Annotated in this window: 18 protein-coding genes; 8 read left to right on the top strand and 10 right to left on the bottom strand. The window is 58.1% G+C overall.

Annotated features, from left to right (window positions below; all coding sequences use genetic code 11):
* The first annotated feature begins 70 nt into the window (after positions 1 to 70).
* A complete protein-coding gene (locus JEM67_RS17415) occupies positions 71 to 1354 on the top strand; it encodes an arsenic transporter (protein ID WP_199634957.1) in 1284 nt (427 codons plus the stop codon).
* 20 nt (positions 1355 to 1374) lie between these two features.
* Positions 1375 to 1806: a glutaredoxin-dependent arsenate reductase gene (gene arsC, locus JEM67_RS17410; RefSeq protein WP_199634788.1), complete on the top strand. Its 432-nt coding sequence runs from the start codon at positions 1375 to 1377 to the stop codon at positions 1804 to 1806.
* 16 nt (positions 1807 to 1822) lie between these two features.
* On the opposite strand, the gene pcaD is transcribed toward arsC, so the two are convergent.
* The 4 genes from pcaD to JEM67_RS17390 are packed head-to-tail and all read right to left on the bottom strand — an operon-like array spanning position 1823 to position 5145.
* Positions 1823 to 2590 carry a 3-oxoadipate enol-lactonase gene (gene pcaD, locus JEM67_RS17405; RefSeq protein WP_199634789.1) on the bottom strand — a complete coding sequence of 256 codons (768 nt, stop codon included), beginning with the start codon at positions 2588 to 2590 and terminating at the stop codon, positions 1823 to 1825.
* The gene (gene pcaF / locus JEM67_RS17400) at positions 2587 to 3789 is read right to left on the bottom strand and encodes a 3-oxoadipyl-CoA thiolase (RefSeq protein WP_199634790.1); all 1203 of its coding nucleotides are present in this window, start codon (positions 3787 to 3789) and stop codon (positions 2587 to 2589) included. Before pcaF ends, pcaD begins: the two co-directional genes overlap by 4 nt.
* The gene (locus JEM67_RS17395; RefSeq protein ID WP_199634791.1) at positions 3767 to 4447 is read right to left on the bottom strand and encodes a 3-oxoacid CoA-transferase subunit B; all 681 of its coding nucleotides are present in this window, start codon (positions 4445 to 4447) and stop codon (positions 3767 to 3769) included. Before JEM67_RS17395 ends, pcaF begins: the two co-directional genes overlap by 23 nt.
* Before the next feature lie 11 nt (positions 4448 to 4458).
* The gene (locus tag JEM67_RS17390; RefSeq protein ID WP_199634792.1) at positions 4459 to 5145 is read right to left on the bottom strand and encodes a 3-oxoacid CoA-transferase subunit A; all 687 of its coding nucleotides are present in this window, start codon (positions 5143 to 5145) and stop codon (positions 4459 to 4461) included.
* Between the two features lie 244 nt (positions 5146 to 5389).
* On the opposite strand from JEM67_RS17390, the gene JEM67_RS17385 reads away from it, so the two are divergent.
* Positions 5390 to 6226, top strand: a complete 837-nt coding sequence (locus tag JEM67_RS17385; RefSeq protein WP_199634793.1) for an IclR family transcriptional regulator domain-containing protein — start codon at positions 5390 to 5392, stop codon at positions 6224 to 6226.
* Positions 6227 to 6315: 89 nt separating this feature from the next.
* Here JEM67_RS17385 and JEM67_RS17380 read toward each other — a convergent pair whose 3' ends face one another.
* Genes JEM67_RS17380 through JEM67_RS17360 form a run of 5 tightly spaced genes read right to left on the bottom strand, consistent with a single transcriptional unit; the run spans position 6316 to position 13614 of the window.
* Positions 6316 to 11922: an ATP-binding sensor histidine kinase gene (locus JEM67_RS17380; protein ID WP_199634794.1), complete on the bottom strand. Its 5607-nt coding sequence runs from the start codon at positions 11920 to 11922 to the stop codon at positions 6316 to 6318.
* Positions 11923 to 11952: 30 nt separating this feature from the next.
* Entirely contained in the window at positions 11953 to 12336 is a 384-nt protein-coding gene (locus JEM67_RS17375) for a response regulator transcription factor (protein ID WP_013813533.1), read from the bottom strand.
* Positions 12337 to 12359: 23 nt separating this feature from the next.
* Positions 12360 to 12629, bottom strand: coding sequence for a DUF1427 family protein (locus JEM67_RS17370; RefSeq protein WP_013813532.1), 270 nt, complete (start codon positions 12627 to 12629; stop codon positions 12360 to 12362).
* 1 nt (position 12630) lies between these two features.
* Positions 12631 to 12873, bottom strand: a complete 243-nt coding sequence (locus JEM67_RS17365) for a DUF1427 family protein (RefSeq protein ID WP_199634958.1) — start codon at positions 12871 to 12873, stop codon at positions 12631 to 12633.
* A 54-nt stretch (positions 12874 to 12927) separates the two neighbouring features.
* Positions 12928 to 13614 (bottom strand): hydrolase, encoded by a 687-nt coding sequence (locus JEM67_RS17360; RefSeq protein ID WP_013813530.1) that lies wholly within the window; start codon positions 13612 to 13614, stop codon positions 12928 to 12930.
* 312 nt (positions 13615 to 13926) lie between these two features.
* Here JEM67_RS17360 and JEM67_RS17355 point away from each other — a divergent pair, with 312 nt between their 5' ends.
* From JEM67_RS17355 to JEM67_RS17340, 4 genes are read left to right on the top strand one after another with little or no spacing between them, the layout of a single operon-like run.
* Positions 13927 to 15804: an amidohydrolase gene (locus JEM67_RS17355; protein WP_199634795.1), complete on the top strand. Its 1878-nt coding sequence runs from the start codon at positions 13927 to 13929 to the stop codon at positions 15802 to 15804.
* A gap of 4 nt (positions 15805 to 15808) precedes the next feature.
* A complete protein-coding gene (locus tag JEM67_RS17350) occupies positions 15809 to 16237 on the top strand; it encodes a DoxX family protein (RefSeq protein WP_006326169.1) in 429 nt (142 codons plus the stop codon).
* Entirely contained in the window at positions 16224 to 17852 is a 1629-nt protein-coding gene (locus JEM67_RS17345) for an MFS transporter (protein WP_199634796.1), read from the top strand. Before JEM67_RS17350 ends, JEM67_RS17345 begins: the two co-directional genes overlap by 14 nt.
* 48 nt (positions 17853 to 17900) lie before the next feature.
* Positions 17901 to 18722, top strand: a complete 822-nt coding sequence (locus tag JEM67_RS17340; protein WP_199634797.1) for an alpha/beta fold hydrolase — start codon at positions 17901 to 17903, stop codon at positions 18720 to 18722.
* 53 nt (positions 18723 to 18775) lie between these two features.
* Here JEM67_RS17340 and JEM67_RS17335 read toward each other — a convergent pair whose 3' ends face one another.
* Entirely contained in the window at positions 18776 to 19396 is a 621-nt protein-coding gene (locus JEM67_RS17335; protein WP_013813525.1) for a response regulator transcription factor, read from the bottom strand.
* A gap of 539 nt (positions 19397 to 19935) precedes the next feature.
* On the opposite strand from JEM67_RS17335, the gene umuD reads away from it, so the two are divergent.
* Positions 19936 to 20358, top strand: a complete 423-nt coding sequence (gene umuD, locus JEM67_RS17330) for a translesion error-prone DNA polymerase V autoproteolytic subunit (RefSeq protein ID WP_041416606.1) — start codon at positions 19936 to 19938, stop codon at positions 20356 to 20358.
* Positions 20359 to 20460: the final 102 nt, after the last annotated feature.

Genomic DNA, 20460 nt, shown 5'->3' with positions numbered 1-20460 from the left:
GTTAAAAAATTTGTTCTTATATATTCGAAAAAACATATGTATTTATGGCGTGGTGCGCCAGGGAGCGATGATGGTACTGGCTGGGGCAATTTTTATTCTGACGCTCATTTTGGTGATCTGGCAGCCAAAAGGGTTGGGCATTGGCTGGAGCGCCTCGCTCGGGGCGGTGCTGGCGCTGCTGACCGGCGTGGTACATCCCGCTGATATTCCGCTGGTTTGGCACATTGTCTGGAACGCCACGGCGACCTTTATCGCGGTGATCGTCATCAGCCTGCTGCTGGATGAATCCGGCTTCTTTGAGTGGGCGGCGCTGCACGTTGCGCGCTGGGGCAAGGGCAAAGGGCGGTGGTTGTTCACCTATATTGTGTTGCTGGGGGCCAGCGTGGCGGCGCTGTTCGCCAACGACGGCGCGGCGCTGATCCTTACGCCGATTGTGATTGCGATGCTGCTGGCGCTGGGGTTCAGCTCGGGCGCCACGCTGGCGTTCGTGATGGCGGCGGGATTTATTGCCGACACAGCCAGCCTGCCGCTGGTGGTCTCTAATCTGGTGAACATCGTCTCGGCGGATTTTTTCAAGCTGAGCTTTACTCAGTATGCCGCCGTGATGGTGCCGGTGGACATTGCCGCCATTGTCGCAACGTTGGTGATGCTGCACCTGTATTTTCGCAAGGATATTCCGGTGAACTATGACCTGGCGCTGCTGCGACCGCCGCGCCAGGCGATCCGCGATTTGCCGACCTTTAAAGCCGGTTGGGGCGTGTTGGCCCTGCTGCTGGTGGGTTTCTTTGGCCTGGAGCCGCTTGGCATACCGGTCAGTCTGGTCGCCGCGGTGGGGGCGTTGATCCTGCTGGCAGTGGCGAAAAGGGGGCATGCGATTGATACCGGTAAAGTGTTGCGTGGTGCGCCCTGGCAGATCGTGGTGTTCTCGTTGGGCATGTACCTGGTGGTCTACGGTCTGCGCAACGCGGGATTAACCGACCTGCTGTCCGGTATGCTGGATGGCTTGGCCGAACGGGGGCTGTGGGTGGCTACGTTAGGTACCGGCTTCCTGGCGGCGTTCCTGTCTTCGATCATGAATAACATGCCGACGGTGCTGGTGGGCGCGCTGTCGATCGACGGCAGCAACGCGGACGGCGTGATCAAGCAGGCGATGATTTACGCCAACGTAATAGGCAGCGATCTGGGGCCGAAAATTACCCCGATCGGCAGCCTGGCTACGCTGCTGTGGCTGCATGTGCTGTCGCAGAAAAATATCGTCATCACCTGGAGATATTACTTCCGGGTGGGGATAGTGATGACTCTTCCGGTGTTGTTTGTCGCGTTGGCCGCTCTGGCCCTGCGCCTGTCGCTTTAGTGTTAACAAGAGAGAACCCCATGAGCCAGATAACCATTTACCATAACCCGGCCTGCGGCACCTCGCGCAATACGCTGGCATTAATCCGTAACAGCGGCGTGGAGCCTGTGGTGATCTTGTATCTGGAGATGCCACCCAGCCGTGCCCAACTGGTCAAACTGATTGCCGACATGGGCATTTCCGTGCGTGAGTTGCTGCGAAAAAACGTCGAACTTTACCAACAACTGGGGCTGGCAGGCGCGCAGTGGAGCGATGCTCAACTGATCGACTTTATGTTGCAGCAACCGATTTTGATTAACCGGCCGATCGTGGTGACGCCGTTGGGCACGCGGCTGTGCCGTCCGTCGGAGGCGGTGCTGGATATCCTGCCGGATGTCCAGCAGGGTCCGTTCAGCAAAGAAGACGGCGAGCCGGTGATTGATGCGCTGGGGCAACGAATCACGGAAAAATGACAGGCCCGCCAGCCCGTCATCCTTTCTCGGTCAGGAACTCGATAACGCTTTGGCCGAACGCTTCTGCGCAGGCCACGTTGGAAATATGCGAGGCCGGCAACACGTTTAACCGGGCATGTGGCGCGTTGGCGACCAAAAACTCGGCGTCCGCCACGGTGGTGACCGGATCATGCTCCCCCGCAATGACCAACATCGGCCGCGCCATCTGGCAGGTCTGGTCACGAAGATCGGCCTGCGCCAGCGCGTCGCAGCAGGCGGCGTAACCGGCGGTGTCGCCTGCTGCCAGGCCGTCAACCAGCGCAGCAACCTGCTGCGGCGAGCGCTGCAAAAAGGCTTCGGTGAACCAGCGGGAAGGGGATGCGGCGGCCACCGCCGCCAACCCTTCGCAACGTACTTGCTGCGCACGCAACTGCCAGCCTTCGGCGCTGCCGATGCGCGCGGCGGTATTCGCCACTACCAAACGATCAATGCGTTGCGGGTGGTAGCGATTGAGCCACAGCCCGGTCAACCCGCCCATCGAAATGCCGCAAAAGTGGGTGCTTGGCGCACCCAGCCGGTCGAGCAAGGCGATAACGTCATTGCCCAGCGTTTCCAGCCGCAGCGGGGTTTCCGGCAAGGGGGTTGCACCGTGGCCGCGTTGGTTGTAGCGCAACACGCGAAAGTGTTCGCACCATGCCGGCAACTGCGCCTGCCACATGTCGAAGGTGGTGCCGAGTGAGTTGGATAATACCAACAGCGGCGCACCGGCGCGGCCATCGAGGCGATAGTCGATGGCCATATTCATACCCGTTCGATGATCAGCGCAATACCTTGGCCAACGCCGATGCACATGGTGCACAACCCGTAGCGTCCCCGCGTTTTCTGCAATTGCCAGGCGGCGTTCATTACCAGCCTGCCACCGGAAGCGCCCAGCGGATGGCCCAGCGCAATCGCGCCGCCGTTCGGGTTCACCTGTGCGGCGTCGTCACTCAGTCCCAGCTCACGAGTCACCGCCAGCGCCTGCGCTGCAAAGGCTTCGTTAAGCTCGATAACGTCCATTTGATCGAGTGTCAGACCGGCGATTTGCAGCACTTTGCGCACTGCCTCTGTTGGCGCAAAGCCCATAATCGAAGGTTCAATGCCGGTCACGGCGCTGGCGACAATGCGCGCCATTGGTTGCAAGCCGTGGCGTGCCACCCCGCGTTCACCAGCCAGCAACAGTGCGCAGGCGCCGTCGTTCAGTCCGGAGGCATTACCGGCGGTGACGGTACCCTGCGGATTAACTACCGGTTTCAACTTCGCCAGCGCCTCGAGCGTAGTGGTGCGCGGATGTTCATCCTGGCGGAACACCAGCGGGTCGCCTTTTTTCTGCGCCAGACTGACTTCAATCAGTTGCTCGGCAAAGAAACCGCTTTCCTGGGCCGCTGCGGTGCGTTGCTGGCTGCGCAGGGCGAAAGCATCCTGATCCTGGCGGCTAATGCCAAACTTCAGGGCCACGTTTTCAGCGGTCTGCGGCATAGAGTCCACACCGTATTGCGCCTGCATTTGCGGATTGATAAACCGCCAGCCCATGGTGGTGTCTTCTATTTTCATCGCCCGGCTAAAGGCGCTCTCCGCTTTGCCCATCACAAACGGCGCCCGCGACATGCTTTCCACGCCACCGGCAATCATCAACTCGCTTTCACCGGTTTTGATGGCGCGGGCCGCCATCGCCACGGCATCCAGACTGGAGCCGCACAGACGGTTGAGGGTGCAACCGGGGATCTGCACCGGTAGGCCGGCCAGCAGCAGCGCCATGCGCGCCACGTTGCGGTTATCTTCCCCCGCCTGGTTGGCGCAGCCGAGCAACACGTCGTCTACCGCGCTCCAGTCAAGCTGCGGGTGGCGCGCCTGTAGCGCTCTCAGTGGCAGGGCGGCCAGATCGTCGGCGCGGACAGTGGCGAGACTGCCGTTCAGGCGGCCAAAAGGCGTACGAACGGCGTCACACAGATAGGCTGGATTCATGCGTTGGTTCTCCGTGCTGAAGGGCAAAGGTCAACTCGACCGGGGTGACTTCCTGTAATTGTTGCGGGGTCAGCCCGCCGAATATTTCGCGTACCACCAGGCCCTGAGGCGTCACGTCCATCACCGCCAGGTCACTGTAGATGCGATCAATGCAGCCGACGCCAGTCAAAGGATAGGTGCAGTGGCTGACAATCTTGCAGTCGCCTTTTTTGGTCAGGTGTTCGGTCATCACAAAGACCTGACGCGCGCCAATCGCCAAATCCATCGCGCCGCCGACCGCCGGAATGGCCCCCGGTGCGCCGGTGCTCCAGTTGGCCAAATCACCCTGTTCGGAGACCTGATAAGCCCCCAGTACGCAGATATCCAGGTGGCCGCCGCGCATCATGGCGAAAGAGTCGCCGTGATGGAAAAAGCAACCGCCTTTCAGCAGGGTGACCGGCTGTTTGCCGGCGTTGATCAGATCAGGATCCTCCTGTCCCTCTGCCGGTGCAGGGCCCATGCCAAGGATGCCGTTTTCGCTGTGCAGGAAAATTTCTTTGTCCGCCGGCAGGTAGTTGGCGATCTGCGTCGGGATGCCGATGCCCAGATTCACATAGGCGCCTTCCGGGATGTCGCGCGCAATGCGCTCGGCCAACTGCTGATGAGTGAGTTTTGACATAAGTCCGTTCCTTAAGCCGACAGCTGCGCTGCGCTTGCCGGGGAGGTTACCAGGCGTTGCACGAAGATCCCCGGCGTGATGATGGTTTCGGGATCCAGCTCACCCAGCGGTACTAACTGATTGATTTCAGCAATGGTGCAATGGGCAGCCATCGCCATGATCGGCCCGAAGTTGCGCCCGGTTTTGGAATACAGCAGATTGCCCCAGCGGTCGCCTTTTTCAGCCTTGATCAGAGCAAAATCGGCCTTCAGCGGCAGCTCAAACACATACTGGCGGCCGTCTATCTCACGGGTTTCCTTGCCTTCCGCCAGTTTGGTGCCGTAACCGGTCGGTGTGTAGAAGCCGCCGAGGCCGGAACCGCCGGCCTGAATGCGGGCGGCCAGATTGCCCTGAGGGATCAGCTCCAGTTCCAGTTCGCCGCGGCGGTACAGATCGTCAAATACCCAGGAGTCGGACTGGCGCGGAAAAGAGCACACCACTTTGCGCACACAGCCAGCCTTTAGCAGCGCGGCCAGACCGAAATCCCCGTTACCGGCGTTATTGCTGATCAGCGTCAGCTCGCGCGGGCGGTGACGGATCAGCGCATCCAGCAGGGCACAGGGCTGGCCGGCCGGGCCAAAACCGCCGACCATAAGGGTGGCGCCATCCGGTATATCGGCGACGGCGGCGTCTGCGGATGCCACGTTTTTATCGATCATCTGCTCTCCTGAGTAGGCTACGGTTAATTCAGCGTCACACGGGTGGTTCTGGCTCTAAATTAAATGATGAAAAATACAGCGACAAGTGCGAATATCAGCGCATTGTGCGATTATCGAAATATTGGTGAGTGAGTTGCTCATTTTGTGATGCAGGTAACTAAATCGATATTTGGCGTTGTTTCGGCGCTGTTTTCGGCACTTCGGGCGTATCAGCCCGAGCGTCATCGAAAGAAAGGGGATCTGGATGGGTGATGTTTCGGAATTTGGCGGCGGGGAGCTGCGCCGGCTGCAGGAGATCGGCGATTTAAGCAATGATAAGTACAAGGGCGATCCCAACTTTATGGCTTCGCTGGCCCGGGGGTTAGAGGTGTTGCAGGCCTTCCAGCCGCAATATTCGCAGATGTCGGTTTCCGAAATCAGCCAGATTACCGGTATTCCGCGCGCCGCGGTGCGCCGTTGCCTCTACACTTTGCGGGCGCTGGGTTTTGTGCATTGCCCCGACGGCCGACATTATCGGCTGCTGCCGCGGGTGCTGACCATCGGTCACGCTTATCTTTCCTCTTCCGAACTGGCGAAGGCGGCGCAGAATTCGCTGGATTACCTCAGCAAGCTGCTTAACGAGTCCTGCTCGGTGGCAACGCTCGACGGCGACAACATTTTGTATATCGCTCGCGCCTCGGTGAAGCGCATCATGACGATTGATCTGGGGCGCGGCAGCCGCTTGCCGGCCTACGCCACGTCAATGGGGCTGGTTTTGCTCAGTGCGCTGAATGAGGAACAACTGGAGGACTATCTGTCGCGGGTGACCTTCGAACCACTGACCGAGCACACCGTGACCAGCGCGGAACAGTTGCGTGAACAGTTGGCTAAAGTGCGCAGGCAGGGATATGCCATCAACGATCAGCAACTGGAGATTGGCCTGCGTTCGATCGCGGTGCCGATGCATTCGCGCAAGGGCGGCGGCGTGGTGGCGGCAATGAACGTTGGGGTCAATGCTTCGCAAATTTCCTCGGCGGAGCTGCGTGAGCGGGTGCTGCCACAGTTGCAACGTGCGGCGATGGAGCTGGCGCTGCTGCTGTAGCCGCTAACCCGGTGGTCCGCCTCAGTCGAGGCAGTTTGGCTGAGACGGGCCACCGGAATTTCACCCGATGATCACGCAACTTCCTGTGTTCATTGTGGCTTCATCGCATCCTCATTGCTGACAGTTGGCACCACAAAACTGAAGCAACTGCCGTAGGGTTCCACTGCCTGCGCTTTCAGTGCGCCCCGATGGCGTTCAATAATGGCGAGGCTGATGGTCAACCCCATCCCCATTCCTTGTGCTTTTGTGGTGTAGAAAGAATCAAAAACCCGTTCCATTACCTCAGGATCCAGCCCGATTCCGTTGTCCGCGATACGTAACTCGACCGTTTTGTCATCGGGATTTAGCGTGGTTATCCTTAGCGTTCGCGTACGATCGCTCACCTCAGACAGAGCCTCGATCGCGTTCATCACCAGGTTAATCAATACCTGTTGAATTTGAACGCTATCGCCAAAGATGAAGCTGTCGGCGGCCTTCAGTTCATACTCCACTGCCACGCGGCGCTGCTCAATTTCGCTGCGTGACAGGGTCATGATATGGCGGACAAGATAGTGCAGATCAATACGGGAAAAGACCGGCTCCTGCTTGCGCGTCAGGGTTTGCAGGCTGCGAATGATTTCACCTGCGCGCTGGCCTTCTGCAATGATCTCCTCCAGCCCCGTACGAATATTGTCATGCCGGACAGGGTCGTGGTTCAGCCAGCGCAGGCTTGCCCCGGCGTTCGAGACAATCGACATCAAGGGTTGATTGATTTCGTGCGCAATGGACGAGGTCAACTGGCCGACGGTGGTCGCGCGGGAAACGCGGGCCAGTTCGGCCTGGGCGACCCTGACGGCGTCCTCCGTCTGTCGCTGGGCGGTGATGTCGGTGATGGTGCCGTAGTATTCATAGACCTCGGTGCCTACGCCGACCGGGTTACCTATGCCCAATATGTAGCGGCAAACGCCATCCGCGCTCATGATGCGAAACTCGGCCCGCAGAGGCAGCCCGTCTCTCACCCCGTCGGTGACGACGGTGCTGACGCGCGCATAGTCGTCCGGATGAACGAAGGTAAGAAATTCCGCCATAGAAATCATTTTCTGCTTTTCGGGCAGGCCGAGAATACGGGCATATTCTTCGGACATGAACATCAGGTCCTGCTCCAGCTCCCAACGCCAACTGCCGGTATGGCTGATCTGCTCGCCCAGCATCAGCGAGGTCTGGCTTGCTCTGAGCTCTTTCTCCACCCGTCTGCGCTGAATGTTCTCCTCAAGCAATTCGGCATACAGCCTTGCGGTTTCGAGCGAGACGGCGGCATGCGCGCCGAGCAGGTTAACCACTTTCGAATGCTCGGCGGTGAAGATTTCAGGCATTAAACGGTTTTCGAGGTACAACACGCCGACCAGCCGCGCCTGCTTGAACATCGGCACGCACAAGACGGCAGCGCCGGAAGTCACGAGGTAAGGATCCTGCGAGAAGGGACTGAACTCTTCCGGTTTTCCGGTGCGTATTTCTTGCCCTGTGCGGATCACGGCCGACAGTATCGACAGCGGCATGTCGGTGGCCATCGGCACATCTTTTATGATCCGCACCCTGACGCCGTCGCTGCCGGTATAGGCGCTCGCCTCGATTTCAGGAATGTTGTTATCCAATACGCGGATCAACAGGCCGCGCTGGGCACCGGCACGCTCCAGCAGCATGGTCATCAGTATCTGAATCAGCCGCTCCAGATTGATCTCTTCAGACAGTGCACGCGATGCTTTGATGACACTTTGCAGATCGCGGATTTCTTCATTCTGGGCAAAGGCGATGGTGTCATAAGGCGTGGCCTGGCCGGGGGACACCAGATGGGGATAAATCCGTTTCAGTTGATTCACCTTGGCCTGAGCACCTGCACGCCCCCATGCCGCCATTGCGCCCCGAAAGTGAGCATCAGCGGCAGTATGGTAGCCGCAACTGAGCGCGAAGCGGCCCGCGAGTTCATGAGCCAGCGCATTGCAGGGGTTGAAACCCGAGTCCCGCGAGAGCCTTACCGCTTTTTCATATTGCTCGAGCGCAATGCTGTTCATGCCGTCAAGGCGGACAATCTCCGCATACACCAACGCCTCTTTGTCGGCGAATGTGCCTGGATTAATGCGCGCCCAAAGCGCGATTTTGTCATGGTGTTTTTGCAGCTTGCGCCGGTGCTCGACGGAAAAGGTATCCGGTGTCAGTTGAGTGGTTAACGTCAGCGCGCTGTACAGATGCAAATCCAGCAGGTGGATATGCCCCGGCGCAGACCAGGCAAAGGATTCAGCCTGTTTCAGCGACGTTTCCGCCTGAAGGTATTCGCCGGCGACAAAATGCGCCATGCCCCGATACAGCCAGAACCAGAACATCATGGTGGACATTTGCTGCGGCGCCTGTTCCGGCGCGGTCGGCAGCAGCGAGTCGGGCAGCGCATCTATGCCGCCCCAATATCCGGGAGAGACGGTGCGCAAGTGCTCAACATAATGCCGCTGGATCAACATAATGCGCTCAACGTCCGGAAAATGGGATTTCCGCACAAAGGCCAGCCCCCGTTCGATGCTGGTCAGCACGTTATCGAGATGATCGCCGCGGCTTAAAAAGTTAATGATTTGATGACAGGCGGCAAAAGAGGCGACGGTCAGATCGCCGTGCGTCACCGCCGCCGTGAAGCAGGCTTTGGCGCATTCGGTGGTGTAGGAGAGCGGCTGGGTCCAGACGCTCAACTGATCGAGTGGCAGCAGCGTTCTCGCTTCGTAAACGCTGTAACCGTGGCGCGTCACGAGTTCACGAGCCAGCACCGCATATTTGAAACCCAATCGATATTCGTCATAGCGGTGACCAATCAGCACGCCAAACCAGCCCATTGCCGACGTTGAGGCGCCGGTAATGCCGTGTTCCAGCGTCAGATGCAGCATCTGGCAAAGCAACATGAAGTGCAGGCGTGGGCTGATGAAGCTGGCGGACAGGCCGGCACGGGCCAGCAAACTCATCGCGGCTTCCGTTTCAGGATTAGCCATGAGCGGCAATTGATTGAAAATAGCGGCCGGGCTCTCACCGATACGGGCGTGGAGCATTTTCCAGGCCGCCTCGCATTCCGCATCATCGGGGTGTCGGTTAAGTGTAATGCCGGATACCGTCAGCCAGCATAATGCGGTCTCCAGCGCCAGCGGGTTATCCGACTGGCGCATATGCACTTCCGCCAGCAAATTGGCGGCGGAGATTTTTTCCGCCAACCCGCCAGGCGAACCCAGCAACCGGTCACTCAAATGCCGTGCCGTGACCAGGTCACCCAGTAAAAACGCGCATTCGGCTTCCTCCAGCTCCAGCGCGAAATCGGACGCATTATCAGACGCAGGGCCGCCGAGTGCACGGGCGGTCTGTAGATATCGCTGTGCGGAGAGGTAATCTCCGGAACGCTTCGCGCGGCGGGCCGCCAGCATGCTCAATTCGCGGAACATTTTGCGCTGTGGTGGCGGTTGTACGCAGTCAATGGCTGCGGACACATGATGAATGGCGCGGAACAGCATCTCATTGCCCGCCGCCTGGCGTGAAGCTTCGGCCAGCAGGCTGGCCGTCGTGAGGTGCAGATGCCCCCGTTCGCCGGCATCCAGCAGGGCGAAGGCCGCTTCCTGCACGCGATCGTGGGGGAACGTATAGGTGTCGGCAGACAGGGTAATCAACTGGGCGGTAACCGCAGGGTGCAGTTGATAGCGGATATCCGTATCGGAGAGGTTCAGGACGCGGCTAATGGTGCCAAGCTCACCGCTGCTACCCAGGCAGGCCAGGCTGCCTAACAGCTTGCGGGTTTCTTCGGGCATTTTCTCCAGTTGCAGCAAGACCAGACCGACGACGTTTTCGGTGTAATGACGTGCCTGAATGGTCGGCACGTCGTAATACCACTTGCCTTGATATTTGTTGTGCGTCACCAGGCCGTCATCGACGATACGTTTGAAAAACTCATGCACGAACAGCGGGTTGCCGCGGGTTTTTTCATGTATCAGCCGAGCCAGGTCGAGGGTGTCGGTTGAGCGCCGCTGGAAGACGTCGGCCAGCCAGCGAGCGACGGCTTTAACCGAGAGCGGCGCCGGTATGATGTCGATTTTACGTTGAGCCGCATCACGAAGCCGGCCCAGCGCCTCAGACACCGAAAGGTTGTCCGTTGAAGAGGGATCGCGCAGGGCAACCACCAACAGTAACGGCAGCGCATCGCTGTTTTTAAGCAGATATTCCAGCACCTGCAAGCTGGCGACATCGATCCAGTGAAGATCGTCAATCAACAACACCAGCGGACAGCCGGGGGTGGCAAAGGTATTGACCAGGCTGACTATCATAAGATTAAAGCGGGCCCGGGCATCGGTCGACAGTGCGTCGGGGGCCTGCCGGGATTTCCGCTCCAGCAGCAGACCCAGTTCCGGCACCAGGTTAATGGCCAGCCCCTCGTAACCGTCCAGCGTGCGCGCCAGGCGGGTTTTCCAGAGAGCGACATCGTCTGCCGGCAACCCCAACAGTTTCAGGGTTAGCGCCCGGAAGGCGGAGGTCAGCACCCCATAAGGCAGCGACGACGAGAACTGGTCGACTTTACCCACGGCAAGCAGCGTGCGTCGGTTTTTCAGCTCTTTTAACGCTGAAGCAATCAGCGAGGATTTACCGATGCCTGAAGGCCCGCTGATGACCGCAAGCGTGTGGGTTCCGCTCTGATTAACCTTGTCGAATGCGGCGATAAGCTCGCGGCCCTGTGGATGGGGAGTGTACAACGTCTCGGCGAGATGAAACTCAGGTGTGCGATCCTGCAACCCGGGAGGAAAGGGCATGATGTCGTTGTCAGCGGTCAAGGTGGCCTGACAGCGGCGCAGGTCAGCGACCAGCCCATCGACCGTTTGGTAACGGTTATCGGGCGACTTGGCCAACAACCGCAGGACCAGCGTCGAAAGCATGGCCGGTACCTGTTCGCGCAACAAATGAGGCGGGCGTGGCTCCGAAGCGATATGGTGATGCGTCCACTCCTCCAGGCCGCCTTCGCGGAGGTCGAAGGGCAAAGATCCGGTCAGCAGTTCATAAAAGACGATGCCAAGGCTATAGAGATCGCTGCGGCTGTCCACCGATCTTTGCGTGCGCGAAGTGTGTTCGGGCGACATATAGGCGAGCGTGCCGCCAAAAAACGGCAGGCGGGTTTGTTTTAACTCTTCCGCAGTGCCCGTCGTCAGACCAAACCCGGCAAGGCGGCATGAGGTATCGCCCTGGATGAAGATGTTACCCGGCTTGATATCGCCGTGGATCAGGTTGTGCCTGTGCATCTGACGCAGTGGGGCACATATCCGGATGGCAAGCTCCAGGAAGCTGGCAATGCAGGCCATTGGCTGCCCCGTTATGCGGGCCAGGGAGTCAAAGGCAAAAGACGGATAGACCAGCGCGTATCGGCCGCGATACTGCGTGCAGGCAGCGGGTTTCACCGCCCAGGCGTCGGACAGGTAGGGACGCAGCAGAAATTCATTTTTCAGCAGTTGCGTCGCGTCCGCTTCCGCCTCATCGCTGACCGCCGTGGCGAGGATGAAAGCCCCGTTCGAAAAAGGGTGCCGCCCGTTCATCCAGACGATGCAGCCCTCCTGAACCAGGGGGGTAAAAATGACATCATCCTTAAATGCAAAAAACTGCCCATCCTGAAAATCAGGAAGGGCAGCCCGGTCTGGCGGTATCAGCGGATCATTCATTCGGCTCTCTCGCAGGAAGCGGTCTTGTCATCAGGCGTTTTTATCGCCTCTCAATGCGTGTTGGATCAGGCCCAGGAGCGCGTCGATATCGATAGGCTTACGCAAAAAAGCAACGGCACCGAGTTTAAGGGCTAGCCGTTGCATATTCTCATCACCGTGGCCGGATATAAATATCACCGGTGGCGGCGTTGCGTAAGTCTTTATTTTTTCATAAAACTCGAAGCCACCCATTCCTTTTAGCTTGATGTCGATAATGACCAACGAAGCGTCTGACAGCGCGGTTTTTTCGTTTAAAAACGCCTCTGCGGATTCAAAGGCGCATGTCGTGTAACCGTCAGACTGCAGCAGGTTGATTAACCCGCTGCGGACAGAACGTTCATCATCGACAATGGCAATGCGCTGCGGCAGCATCATGCTGATATTCCTCTGACAAGTCATTACTTAAGCGGAGGGTCCTCTGTTGTCGTCTGAGACTTGGCCGGTGGAGTTCCGCATATTTTGGGGACGCATTCATGGCGAAACCACGCCAGCGTCAGCGGCTGTCGGTTTATCAGCCGCCGGGTGACCGGGATAATCTGTTCGCCGATCAGCATCCCCAACAGGCCCAGCAGGGCAATAACCGGCGGGGCCGGTGAATGAATATTCAACGCAGCATAGATAATACCGGCCAGAAGGCCAATGGCCAGCGAAACGAGCCATGCTTTCATTTCAGTCTCCTTTCGCAGGGCAGGTTACAGTGGAAGAGGCCGCCGTACCGGGCTGCGTCTGACAAAGCCGAGTGTTGGCGGTCTGCTCAGGTTGCAGCACCTGTCCCATCAAGCTTTCGCCGGCCAGCATTCCCAGTAGCCCCACCAGCGCCAGCGCCGGGGGAGCCGGCGAGCGGACCTTAAGCAGCCCATAGAGCAAGCCAATAAGGACGCCGACGGAAAGGGAAATTAATCCTGCGCTCATCATTATCTCCAGTGATGAAGCCGACCGAGCTTTACGCCGGCCGGCTTCCCGCGGTTAGCGGGCGGCGACCGGCGCCAGAGTGCGGTGCTCGCTCTTCTGACGTGAAGGCGCTTTGTGCACCATGGTATAGGCATAATCCACGCCCATGCCGTAAGCGCCCGAATGCTCTCTCACGATATCCATCACCGCGTTGTAGGTCTCTTTGTGCGCCCAGTCACGTTGCCATTCCAGCATCACCTGCTGCCAGGTTACCGGGATCACGCCAGCCTGAATCATGCGCTGCATGGCATAATCGTGCGCTTCTTTAGAGGTGCCGCCTGACGCATCAGCCACCATATAGATTTCATAATCGCCTTCCAGCATGGCGCACAGGGCAAAGCTGTTGTTGCAGACTTCGGTCCACAGGCCGGCAACCACCACTTTTTTCTTGCCGTTGGCGGCCAGCGCGTCGCGCACTTTCTGATCGTCCCACGAGTTCATCGAGGTCCGCTCGAGAATGTCTTTGCCTGGGAACACGTCCAGCAGTTCCGGATAGGTATTCCCTGAGAAGCTCTCGGTTTCAACGGTTGTAATGAGGGTTGGAATGTTGAATACCTTCGCGGCTTTCGCCAGGGCAACGGTGTTGTTTTTCAGCACCTGGCGGTCGATCGATTGCACGCCAAAAGCCATCTGAGGTTGGTGGTCGATAAAAATCATCTGGCAGTTGGCTGGCGTCAGGACTTCAAGCTTAGAGGTTGTCATAAAAATACCTTTGGGATGAGGTTAAAAGTAACAAGGTCATCGCGCCGTTGGCGCAGCGACAGAGCCGAGAGCTACCGGGTGGTAAACGCTATCAACGGGTTGAATGTTAGGCTGGAGGCGGGGGCGAAACTATTATCTGTTGGTATAACTAACCTTTCGTATACCTATACTTTGGTATATCTATCCCTTTGTATAACTGGTCTTTTCCCATTCCTATTCCATAATCCTTTCAATTCGCGCCGCTCTGAAAGGCCGCGCACGTTGTGTCCGGCGGCTTTCTGCCTGAACCGGACGTCTCAGACAGGAGGATCTATGGTTTCGCTGGGCAAAGCTGATTTGATACTGGTTAACGGGCAGTTTCATACTGTCGATCGCGAAAATCCGCTGGCGGAAGCCGTGGCGATCCGCGAGGGCAAGTTCCTTGAGGTCGGTACCGTCGCTGAAGTGATGCAGCATCACTGCGAAGGCACGAAAGTGGTGGATCTTAAGGGGCACACTGCGGTTCCGGGGCTTAATGACTCACACCTTCACTTGATCCGCGGTGGCCTGAACTACAACCTTGAATTGCGCTGGGAAGGCGTGCCGTCGCTGGCGGATGCCTTGCGGATGTTGAAAGATCAGGCGCTGCGCACGCCATCGCCACAGTGGGTGCGCGTGGTGGGCGGCTGGACGGAGTTCCAGTTTGCCGAGCGCCGCATGCCAACGCTGGATGAGATCAACGAAGCTGCGCCGGACACGCCGGTGTTTATTCTTCATCTTTACGATCGCGCACTGCTCAATCGCGCAGCACTGAGAGTGGTGGGCTATACCAAAGACACACCCAACCCCCCAGGCGGCGAAATTCAGCGCGACAGCAACGGCAACCCGACCGGCATGCTGATTGCTCGCCCTAACGCGATGATCCTCTACGCCACGCTGGCCAAAGGGCCGAAGTTGCCGCTGGAACAGCAGGTGAACTCGACCCGTCAGTTCATGCGTGAACTGAACCGTCTGGGTCTGACCAGCGCCATCGATGCCGGCGGCGGTTTCCAGAACTACCCGGAAGACTATCAAGTGATCGCCGAACTGCACGAGAAGAAGCAGATGACGCTGCGCATCGCTTACAACCTGTTTACCCAGCGGCCGGGGCATGAACTGGAAGACTTCGAAAAATGGACCGACATGCTGACGCCGGGCCAGGGCAGTGACTTCTTCCGCCATAATGGCGCAGGTGAAATGCTGGTGTTTTCCGCCGCGGACTTCGAAGACTTCCTGGAGCCTCGCCCGGATTTGGCGCCAGGCATGGAAGACGAGCTGGAGCGTGTCGTACGCCACCTGGTCGAGCATCGCTGGCCGTTCCGCCTGCATGCGACCTATAACGAATCCATCAGCCGCATGCTGGACGTGTTTGAAAAAGTCAACCGCGAGATCCCGTTCAATGGTCTGCACTGGTTCTTTGACCATGCAGAAACCGTGACCCAGAAAAACATCGATCGCATCAAGGAGCTTGGTGGCGGCATTGCCGTGCAGCACCGCATGGCCTTCCAGGGCGAATACTTCGCCGAGCGCTACGGCATTGAAGCGACCCGCCACACGCCACCGGTGGCCCGCATGTTGGAAACCGGCGTGCCGGTGGGGTTGGGTACGGATGCAACCCGCGTGGCCAGCTACAACCCGTGGACGGCGCTTTACTGGCTGGTTTCCGGCCGCACCGTGGGCGGCATGCAGATGTATGACGCCAATGCGCGTCTGGATCGCGATACCGCGCTGATGCTGTGGACGCAGGGCAGTGCCTGGTTCTCCAGCGAGCAGGGCAAAAAAGGGCAGATCAAAGCGGGCCAACTGGCGGACATGGCGGTGCTCAGCAAGGATTACTTCTGCGTGCCTGAAGAAGAGATCAAGGGCATCGAATCCGTGCTGACGGTGGTCGGTGGCGACATCGTTTATGCCGCCGGCACGTTCGGGCCGTTGGCGCCGCCGTCCATTCCGGTGTTGCCGGATTGGTCGCCGGTGGTGAAGGTGCCGGGTCACTACCGCAGCGCACCGCCGGTAGCGAATGCACGCGTCGGCATGATGTCACAGGCGCATCATTGCAGCGGCCCTTGTGGGGTGCACACCCACAATCATGATATTGCCCGCGGTGCCAGCGTACCCGTTGCAGATGACAATGCATTCTGGGGCACGCTCGGCTGCAGCTGCTTTGCGTTTTAATCCTATGAAAACGTCATCTGCATTTTTCATCGCGCCCCGGATCGATCTGGGGCTGTTCTTCCTGCGCCTGACCGGCAGCCTGCTCTTGCTGCATGTGCACGGTTTGCCGAAGGTGTTTAATTTCAGCGAAGAACTGACACGCATCGAAGATCCTTTTGGCTTCGGACCTTACATGAGCCTGTTGCCCGCCATTCTGGCGGAAGTGGTCTGCCCGGTGTTCATTATTCTGGGGTTCGGTACGCGTATCGCCTGTCTGCCCATTATCGGCGTGCTGCTGGTGGCGATGCTGTTCGTGCACCCAGGCTGGTCTATCGCCGAAGGGCAATTCGGCTGGCTGCTGCTGATCATCTTTACCACGCTGGCGATAACCGGGCCGGGTAAGTGGCGTATCGGTGCAGACAGGCCGCTGGAGAGGCGTTATGACGCAGATTAATGATATTCACAGCATCACGGCTGAAGCGCTAAAAGAGGTGCCGGCGGTGAACGCATCGCCGTGGCAACCGCTGCGTCAACGCGTGTTCCGCATGCTGTGGATAGCCACCGTCGTTTCCAATATCGGTTCATGGATGAACGATATTGGGGTGAACTGGACCATGCTGACGCTCAGTGCCGATCCGCTGTCTGTCGCTATGGTCCAGGTGGCCAGCAGCTTGCCGATGTTTCTGTTTGCGCTGCCTTCCGGGGTGATGGCGGATATTGTCGATCGCCGTAAATACCTGCTGTTTTCGCAGGTCTGGGTGTTTATTGCCGCGGCCGGGCTGACCCTCTTGTCGGTGACGGGCCACGTCACCCCTGGCGTGTTGTTGGTTGCGGCCTTCCTGTTGAGCACCGGTGCGGCCATGAGCTCGCCGCCGTTCCAGGCCATCGTGCCTGATTTGGTCAGCAAAAATGAGATGGGGCCGGCCATTACGCTCAATTCATTGGGCATCAACATCAGCCGCGCCATCGGCCCGGCGTTGGGGGGGCTGATTCTTTCCTTCGCCGGCCCCTGGATGGTGTTTTTGCTCAACGCCATCTCGGTGCTGGGCGTAGCCTGGGTGCTCTACCGCTGGAAGGCGGAACCGAGCGTTCAGCGCCTGCCGCCCGAGCACTTTTTCTCCGCCGTTCGCGCCGGGTTTCGCTATGTACATGCCGCCCCGGTTTTGCGCAATGTGCTGGTCCGTACGGTGGCTTTTTTCACGTTCGGCAGTGCGGGCTGGGCTTTGCTGCCGCTGGTCGCACGGCGTGAACTTGGGCTTGGTCCGGGCGGTTACGGGATCATGCTGGCCTTTATCGGCGTAGGGGCCATCTTCGGTGCCGTGTTACTGCCTCGCTTGCGTAAGTCCTTCAACCCGGATCGGCTGATGGTGCTGGCAAGCCTGCTGTTTGCCGTCACGATGCTGGCGCTGGCGTTTGTCCGTAACGTCTGGCTGCTCAACGCGTTTGAATTTTTCACCGGTTTTTCCTGGATAGCGGTGCTGTCTACGTTGAACCTCGGCGCACAGCGCAGCGCGGCGAAATGGGTGAAAGCGCGCGCGTTGGCGGTGTATCTGACCGTCTTCTTCGGCTCCATGGCCGCCGGCAGCGCCATTTGGGGGCAATTGGCCTCGCATTTTGGCATTCCAGCTTCGCTGTGCGTGGCCGCGTTGGGCATGGTGTTGGCCAGCACCACGGTTTACCGCTGGCGTTTGGACCAGGATCCCGACCTGAATCTGGACATCAGTACGGAACAAGGAGCCACGCCTGAGCTGGATGTGCGCCATGACCGTGGGCCGGTGATGGTGAGCTACGAATATTTGGTTACGGCAGAGGATGCGCGCGCCTTCACGGTGTGCATGCAGGACATGCGACGCGTCAGGCGGCGCGGCGGCGCCATCAACTGGTCCGTGTATGAGGACATTCTTCAGCCCGGCGTTTTTGTCGAGACGTTTGTGGTCGGTTCCTGGATGGAGTACCTGCGTCAGCAGGAGCGTTACACCGTTAATGACCAGAAAATACAAAACCGTATTTGCGCATTTCATCAGGGCGAAACACTGCCGCTGATCCGTTACCTGGTGGCGCCGGTTTAACCGGGTCCGTCAGTCTCTGAGTTTATAAACACTGCCAAGGGGTCTGTTATGAGCACGATTAAAACGAACGACGGTACGCAGATTTACTACAAAGACTGGGGGAAGGGGAAGCCGGTGCTGTTCAGCCACGGCTGGCCGCTGGACGCGGATATGTGGGACAGCCAGCTAAACTTTCTGGCTGAACGCGGCTACCGTGTCATTGCGTTCGACCGTCGCGGTTTTGGCCGTTCAGATCAGCCCTGGACCGGCTATGACTACGACACTTTCGCCTCGGACATCAATGAACTGATCACGCAGCTTGATCTGCAGGACGTCACGCTGGTGGGCTTTTCTATGGGCGGTGGCGACGTGGCCCGCTACATCGGCCGCTACGGCAGCGCGCGCGTGGCCGGTCTGGTGCTGTTAGGCGCGGTTACGCCGATGTTTGGAAAAAGCGAAACGCATCCGCAAGGCGTGGACTTGTCCGTTTTCGAAGGGATCCGCAATGGGTTACGTAAAGACCGCGCCCAGTTCATCAGCGATTTCAACGTACCCTTTTACGGCATCAATGCCGGCCAGACGATCTCTGAAGGCGTATTGACCCAGACCCTGAACATTGCTTTGCTGGCATCACTGAAGGGGACCATCGAGTGCGTGACCGCGTTCTCGGAAACCGACTTCCGTGACGATATGCTGAAGATTGATGTGCCTACGCTGGTGATCCACGGCAGCAACGATCAAATCGTTCCGATTGACGTCACCGGTAAAGTGGCCGCTGAAACGATCCCTGGCGCTGAACTGAAGGTGTATGACAATGCGCCTCACGGCTTTGCCGTAACGCATCAAGACCGGTTAAACGACGATCTCCTGGCGTTTTTACAGGCTCGCTAAGCAAAATGGTTCATGTGCAGGGAGCGCTGTATGCCTGCACATGAGCCGATTTGTCAGGATGCTTTGGACTTACTGAGATTCAACCGCTCGGCATCACGCACCAGATCCGCGAGAGAACGCACCTGCATTTTATCCATCACCCGGCGACGATGTACCTTGACCGTAATTTCGCTGACGCCCAGTTCTGCGGCAATCTGTTTATTCATCAAGCCTTTAATCGTCAGCTCCAGCACTTCTTGTTCGCGCGGCGTCAGCGTGAGGTGCCGCTGTTTCAGTTCGTAATGCTCGCGCAACTGATCTGAATTCTCCGCTGCCAGATTGAGGGCTTCCTGAACCGCCTTCAGCAGATCGTCGGAAGCGACGGGCTTGGTCAAAAACTCATGCGCACCGGCTTTCATCGCCTGCACCGACAGCGGGATGGTGCCGTAGCCGGTAAGGAAGATCACCGGCATTTCCCGGCCGCTCGCTTTCAGCGCATCGGTTACCTCGAAACCATCCCCGCTCGGCATGCGCATATCCAGAATGATACAGCCGGGTATGGCGGGAAAGGAGTGTGAAAGAAAGGCCTCTGCGCAGTCAAAATCAACGGCACTGTAGCCGGCAGAGTTTAACAGCCTGACAATAGATTGCCTGACCGAATGGTCATCATCGACGACATAAACGACATGTTCCATAGTTTGCCTCTGCAATTACGCCCTGAAACCGGGCATGTACCCAAGGGAACCCCACGCAGCCCGCCCGTTCTTCGGCCGGCAAATGCGATCATGCTACCCCCTAATTAACCCGATCCGGATGTCAAAATGAAGATATGGCGGGGGATAATCAGGCTGCTCTGCGCCCACAGGCCGTTCAGGCTGGGGTTACACCTCAATGAAAAAGATAAAGACTTGTAGTTTAGACGATGAACACAGAGCGATCATATCAGTGCGAAGGTCTGCTCATCGGTAAGCAGACCGGCTGAAATGATAGGCAAATCGAGAATAAATTGATCACTTTTTCGTGAAAAATCATACCATTATAGCTATGGCATACTCTTGCAGTAAAGGTGTTTACTGATGCCCGAGGGTGAAAATGCAGATAAGTTACCGGCCAGCCAGGGCAGCTAAATTTCCCACGGCATCAATCGGTTCCCGGGATCCTCAGGTAAACAACTTGAACACTATAAATCCTTTGCGATACTGTATAAAAATACAGTTAAATAGGGTTGTTCATGATGTTGTTTATTTCCCCTTCCGAAGACAATAAAACCACGCCGGCATTGCCGCTGTTTGCCGATCCCGTAGCTTGCGGTTTCCCTTCTCCGGCGCAGGATTACGTGGAGGCCCGGCTGGATATCGGCAAACTGCTGGTGCGGCACCCCAACGCCACTTACTTTGTGCGCGCCAGCGGCGATTCGATGGTCGAAGGCAACATCAAGGATGGCGATCTGCTGATCGTCGACAGTTCACTGCGGGCGGAGCACGGTAACATTGTCATTGCCGCCATCGACGGCGAGTTCACGGTGAAGAAGTTGCAGCGCCACCCCGATCTGCGGCTGCTGCCGATGAACCCGACCTATTCGCCGATCGTCTTCGGTGACGAAGACGCGCTGGAGATTTTCGGCGTGGTTACCTTTATTGTCTATGCAGCGGTGTGAGGGCGGGGTAAACCTGCCAAGGGTGTTGGGCGGGTAAATTGGCGTTGAAGAGACCTCTTTGGCTACCCAGGCATCAAAACTGTATAACGCCTAACCCCGGGA

The organism is Serratia sp. PAMC26656 (assembly GCF_016469055.2).
GTDB lineage: Bacteria > Pseudomonadota > Gammaproteobacteria > Enterobacterales > Enterobacteriaceae > Serratia > Serratia plymuthica.
Note: the sequence above shows the minus strand (reverse complement) of the source record. Positions and strands in the feature narration are given on the sequence as shown.

Excerpts from the sequence above, each read along its gene's own strand:
- umuD (WP_041416606.1), top strand. The coding sequence starts at position 19,936 with ATGTTGTTTATTTCCCCTTCCGAAGACAATAAAACCACGCCGGCATTG.
- pcaF (WP_199634790.1), bottom strand. The coding sequence starts at position 3,789 with ATGAATCCAGCCTATCTGTGTGACGCCGTTCGTACGCCTTTTGGCCGC.
- JEM67_RS17345 (WP_199634796.1), top strand. The coding sequence starts at position 16,224 with ATGACGCAGATTAATGATATTCACAGCATCACGGCTGAAGCGCTAAAA.
- JEM67_RS17415 (WP_199634957.1), top strand. The coding sequence starts at position 71 with ATGGTACTGGCTGGGGCAATTTTTATTCTGACGCTCATTTTGGTGATC.
- JEM67_RS17390 (WP_199634792.1), bottom strand. The coding sequence starts at position 5,145 with ATGATCGATAAAAACGTGGCATCCGCAGACGCCGCCGTCGCCGATATA.
- JEM67_RS17380 (WP_199634794.1), bottom strand. The coding sequence starts at position 11,922 with ATGAATGATCCGCTGATACCGCCAGACCGGGCTGCCCTTCCTGATTTT.
- JEM67_RS17355 (WP_199634795.1), top strand. The coding sequence starts at position 13,927 with ATGGTTTCGCTGGGCAAAGCTGATTTGATACTGGTTAACGGGCAGTTT.
- JEM67_RS17385 (WP_199634793.1), top strand. The coding sequence starts at position 5,390 with ATGGGTGATGTTTCGGAATTTGGCGGCGGGGAGCTGCGCCGGCTGCAG.
- JEM67_RS17340 (WP_199634797.1), top strand. The coding sequence starts at position 17,901 with ATGAGCACGATTAAAACGAACGACGGTACGCAGATTTACTACAAAGAC.
- pcaD (WP_199634789.1), bottom strand. The coding sequence starts at position 2,590 with ATGAATATGGCCATCGACTATCGCCTCGATGGCCGCGCCGGTGCGCCG.
- JEM67_RS17350 (WP_006326169.1), top strand. The coding sequence starts at position 15,809 with ATGAAAACGTCATCTGCATTTTTCATCGCGCCCCGGATCGATCTGGGG.
- JEM67_RS17395 (WP_199634791.1), bottom strand. The coding sequence starts at position 4,447 with ATGTCAAAACTCACTCATCAGCAGTTGGCCGAGCGCATTGCGCGCGAC.
- JEM67_RS17365 (WP_199634958.1), bottom strand. The coding sequence starts at position 12,873 with ATGAGCGCAGGATTAATTTCCCTTTCCGTCGGCGTCCTTATTGGCTTG.
- arsC (WP_199634788.1), top strand. The coding sequence starts at position 1,375 with ATGAGCCAGATAACCATTTACCATAACCCGGCCTGCGGCACCTCGCGC.
- JEM67_RS17370 (WP_013813532.1), bottom strand. The coding sequence starts at position 12,629 with ATGAAAGCATGGCTCGTTTCGCTGGCCATTGGCCTTCTGGCCGGTATT.
- JEM67_RS17335 (WP_013813525.1), bottom strand. The coding sequence starts at position 19,396 with ATGGAACATGTCGTTTATGTCGTCGATGATGACCATTCGGTCAGGCAA.
- JEM67_RS17360 (WP_013813530.1), bottom strand. The coding sequence starts at position 13,614 with ATGACAACCTCTAAGCTTGAAGTCCTGACGCCAGCCAACTGCCAGATG.
- JEM67_RS17375 (WP_013813533.1), bottom strand. The coding sequence starts at position 12,336 with ATGATGCTGCCGCAGCGCATTGCCATTGTCGATGATGAACGTTCTGTC.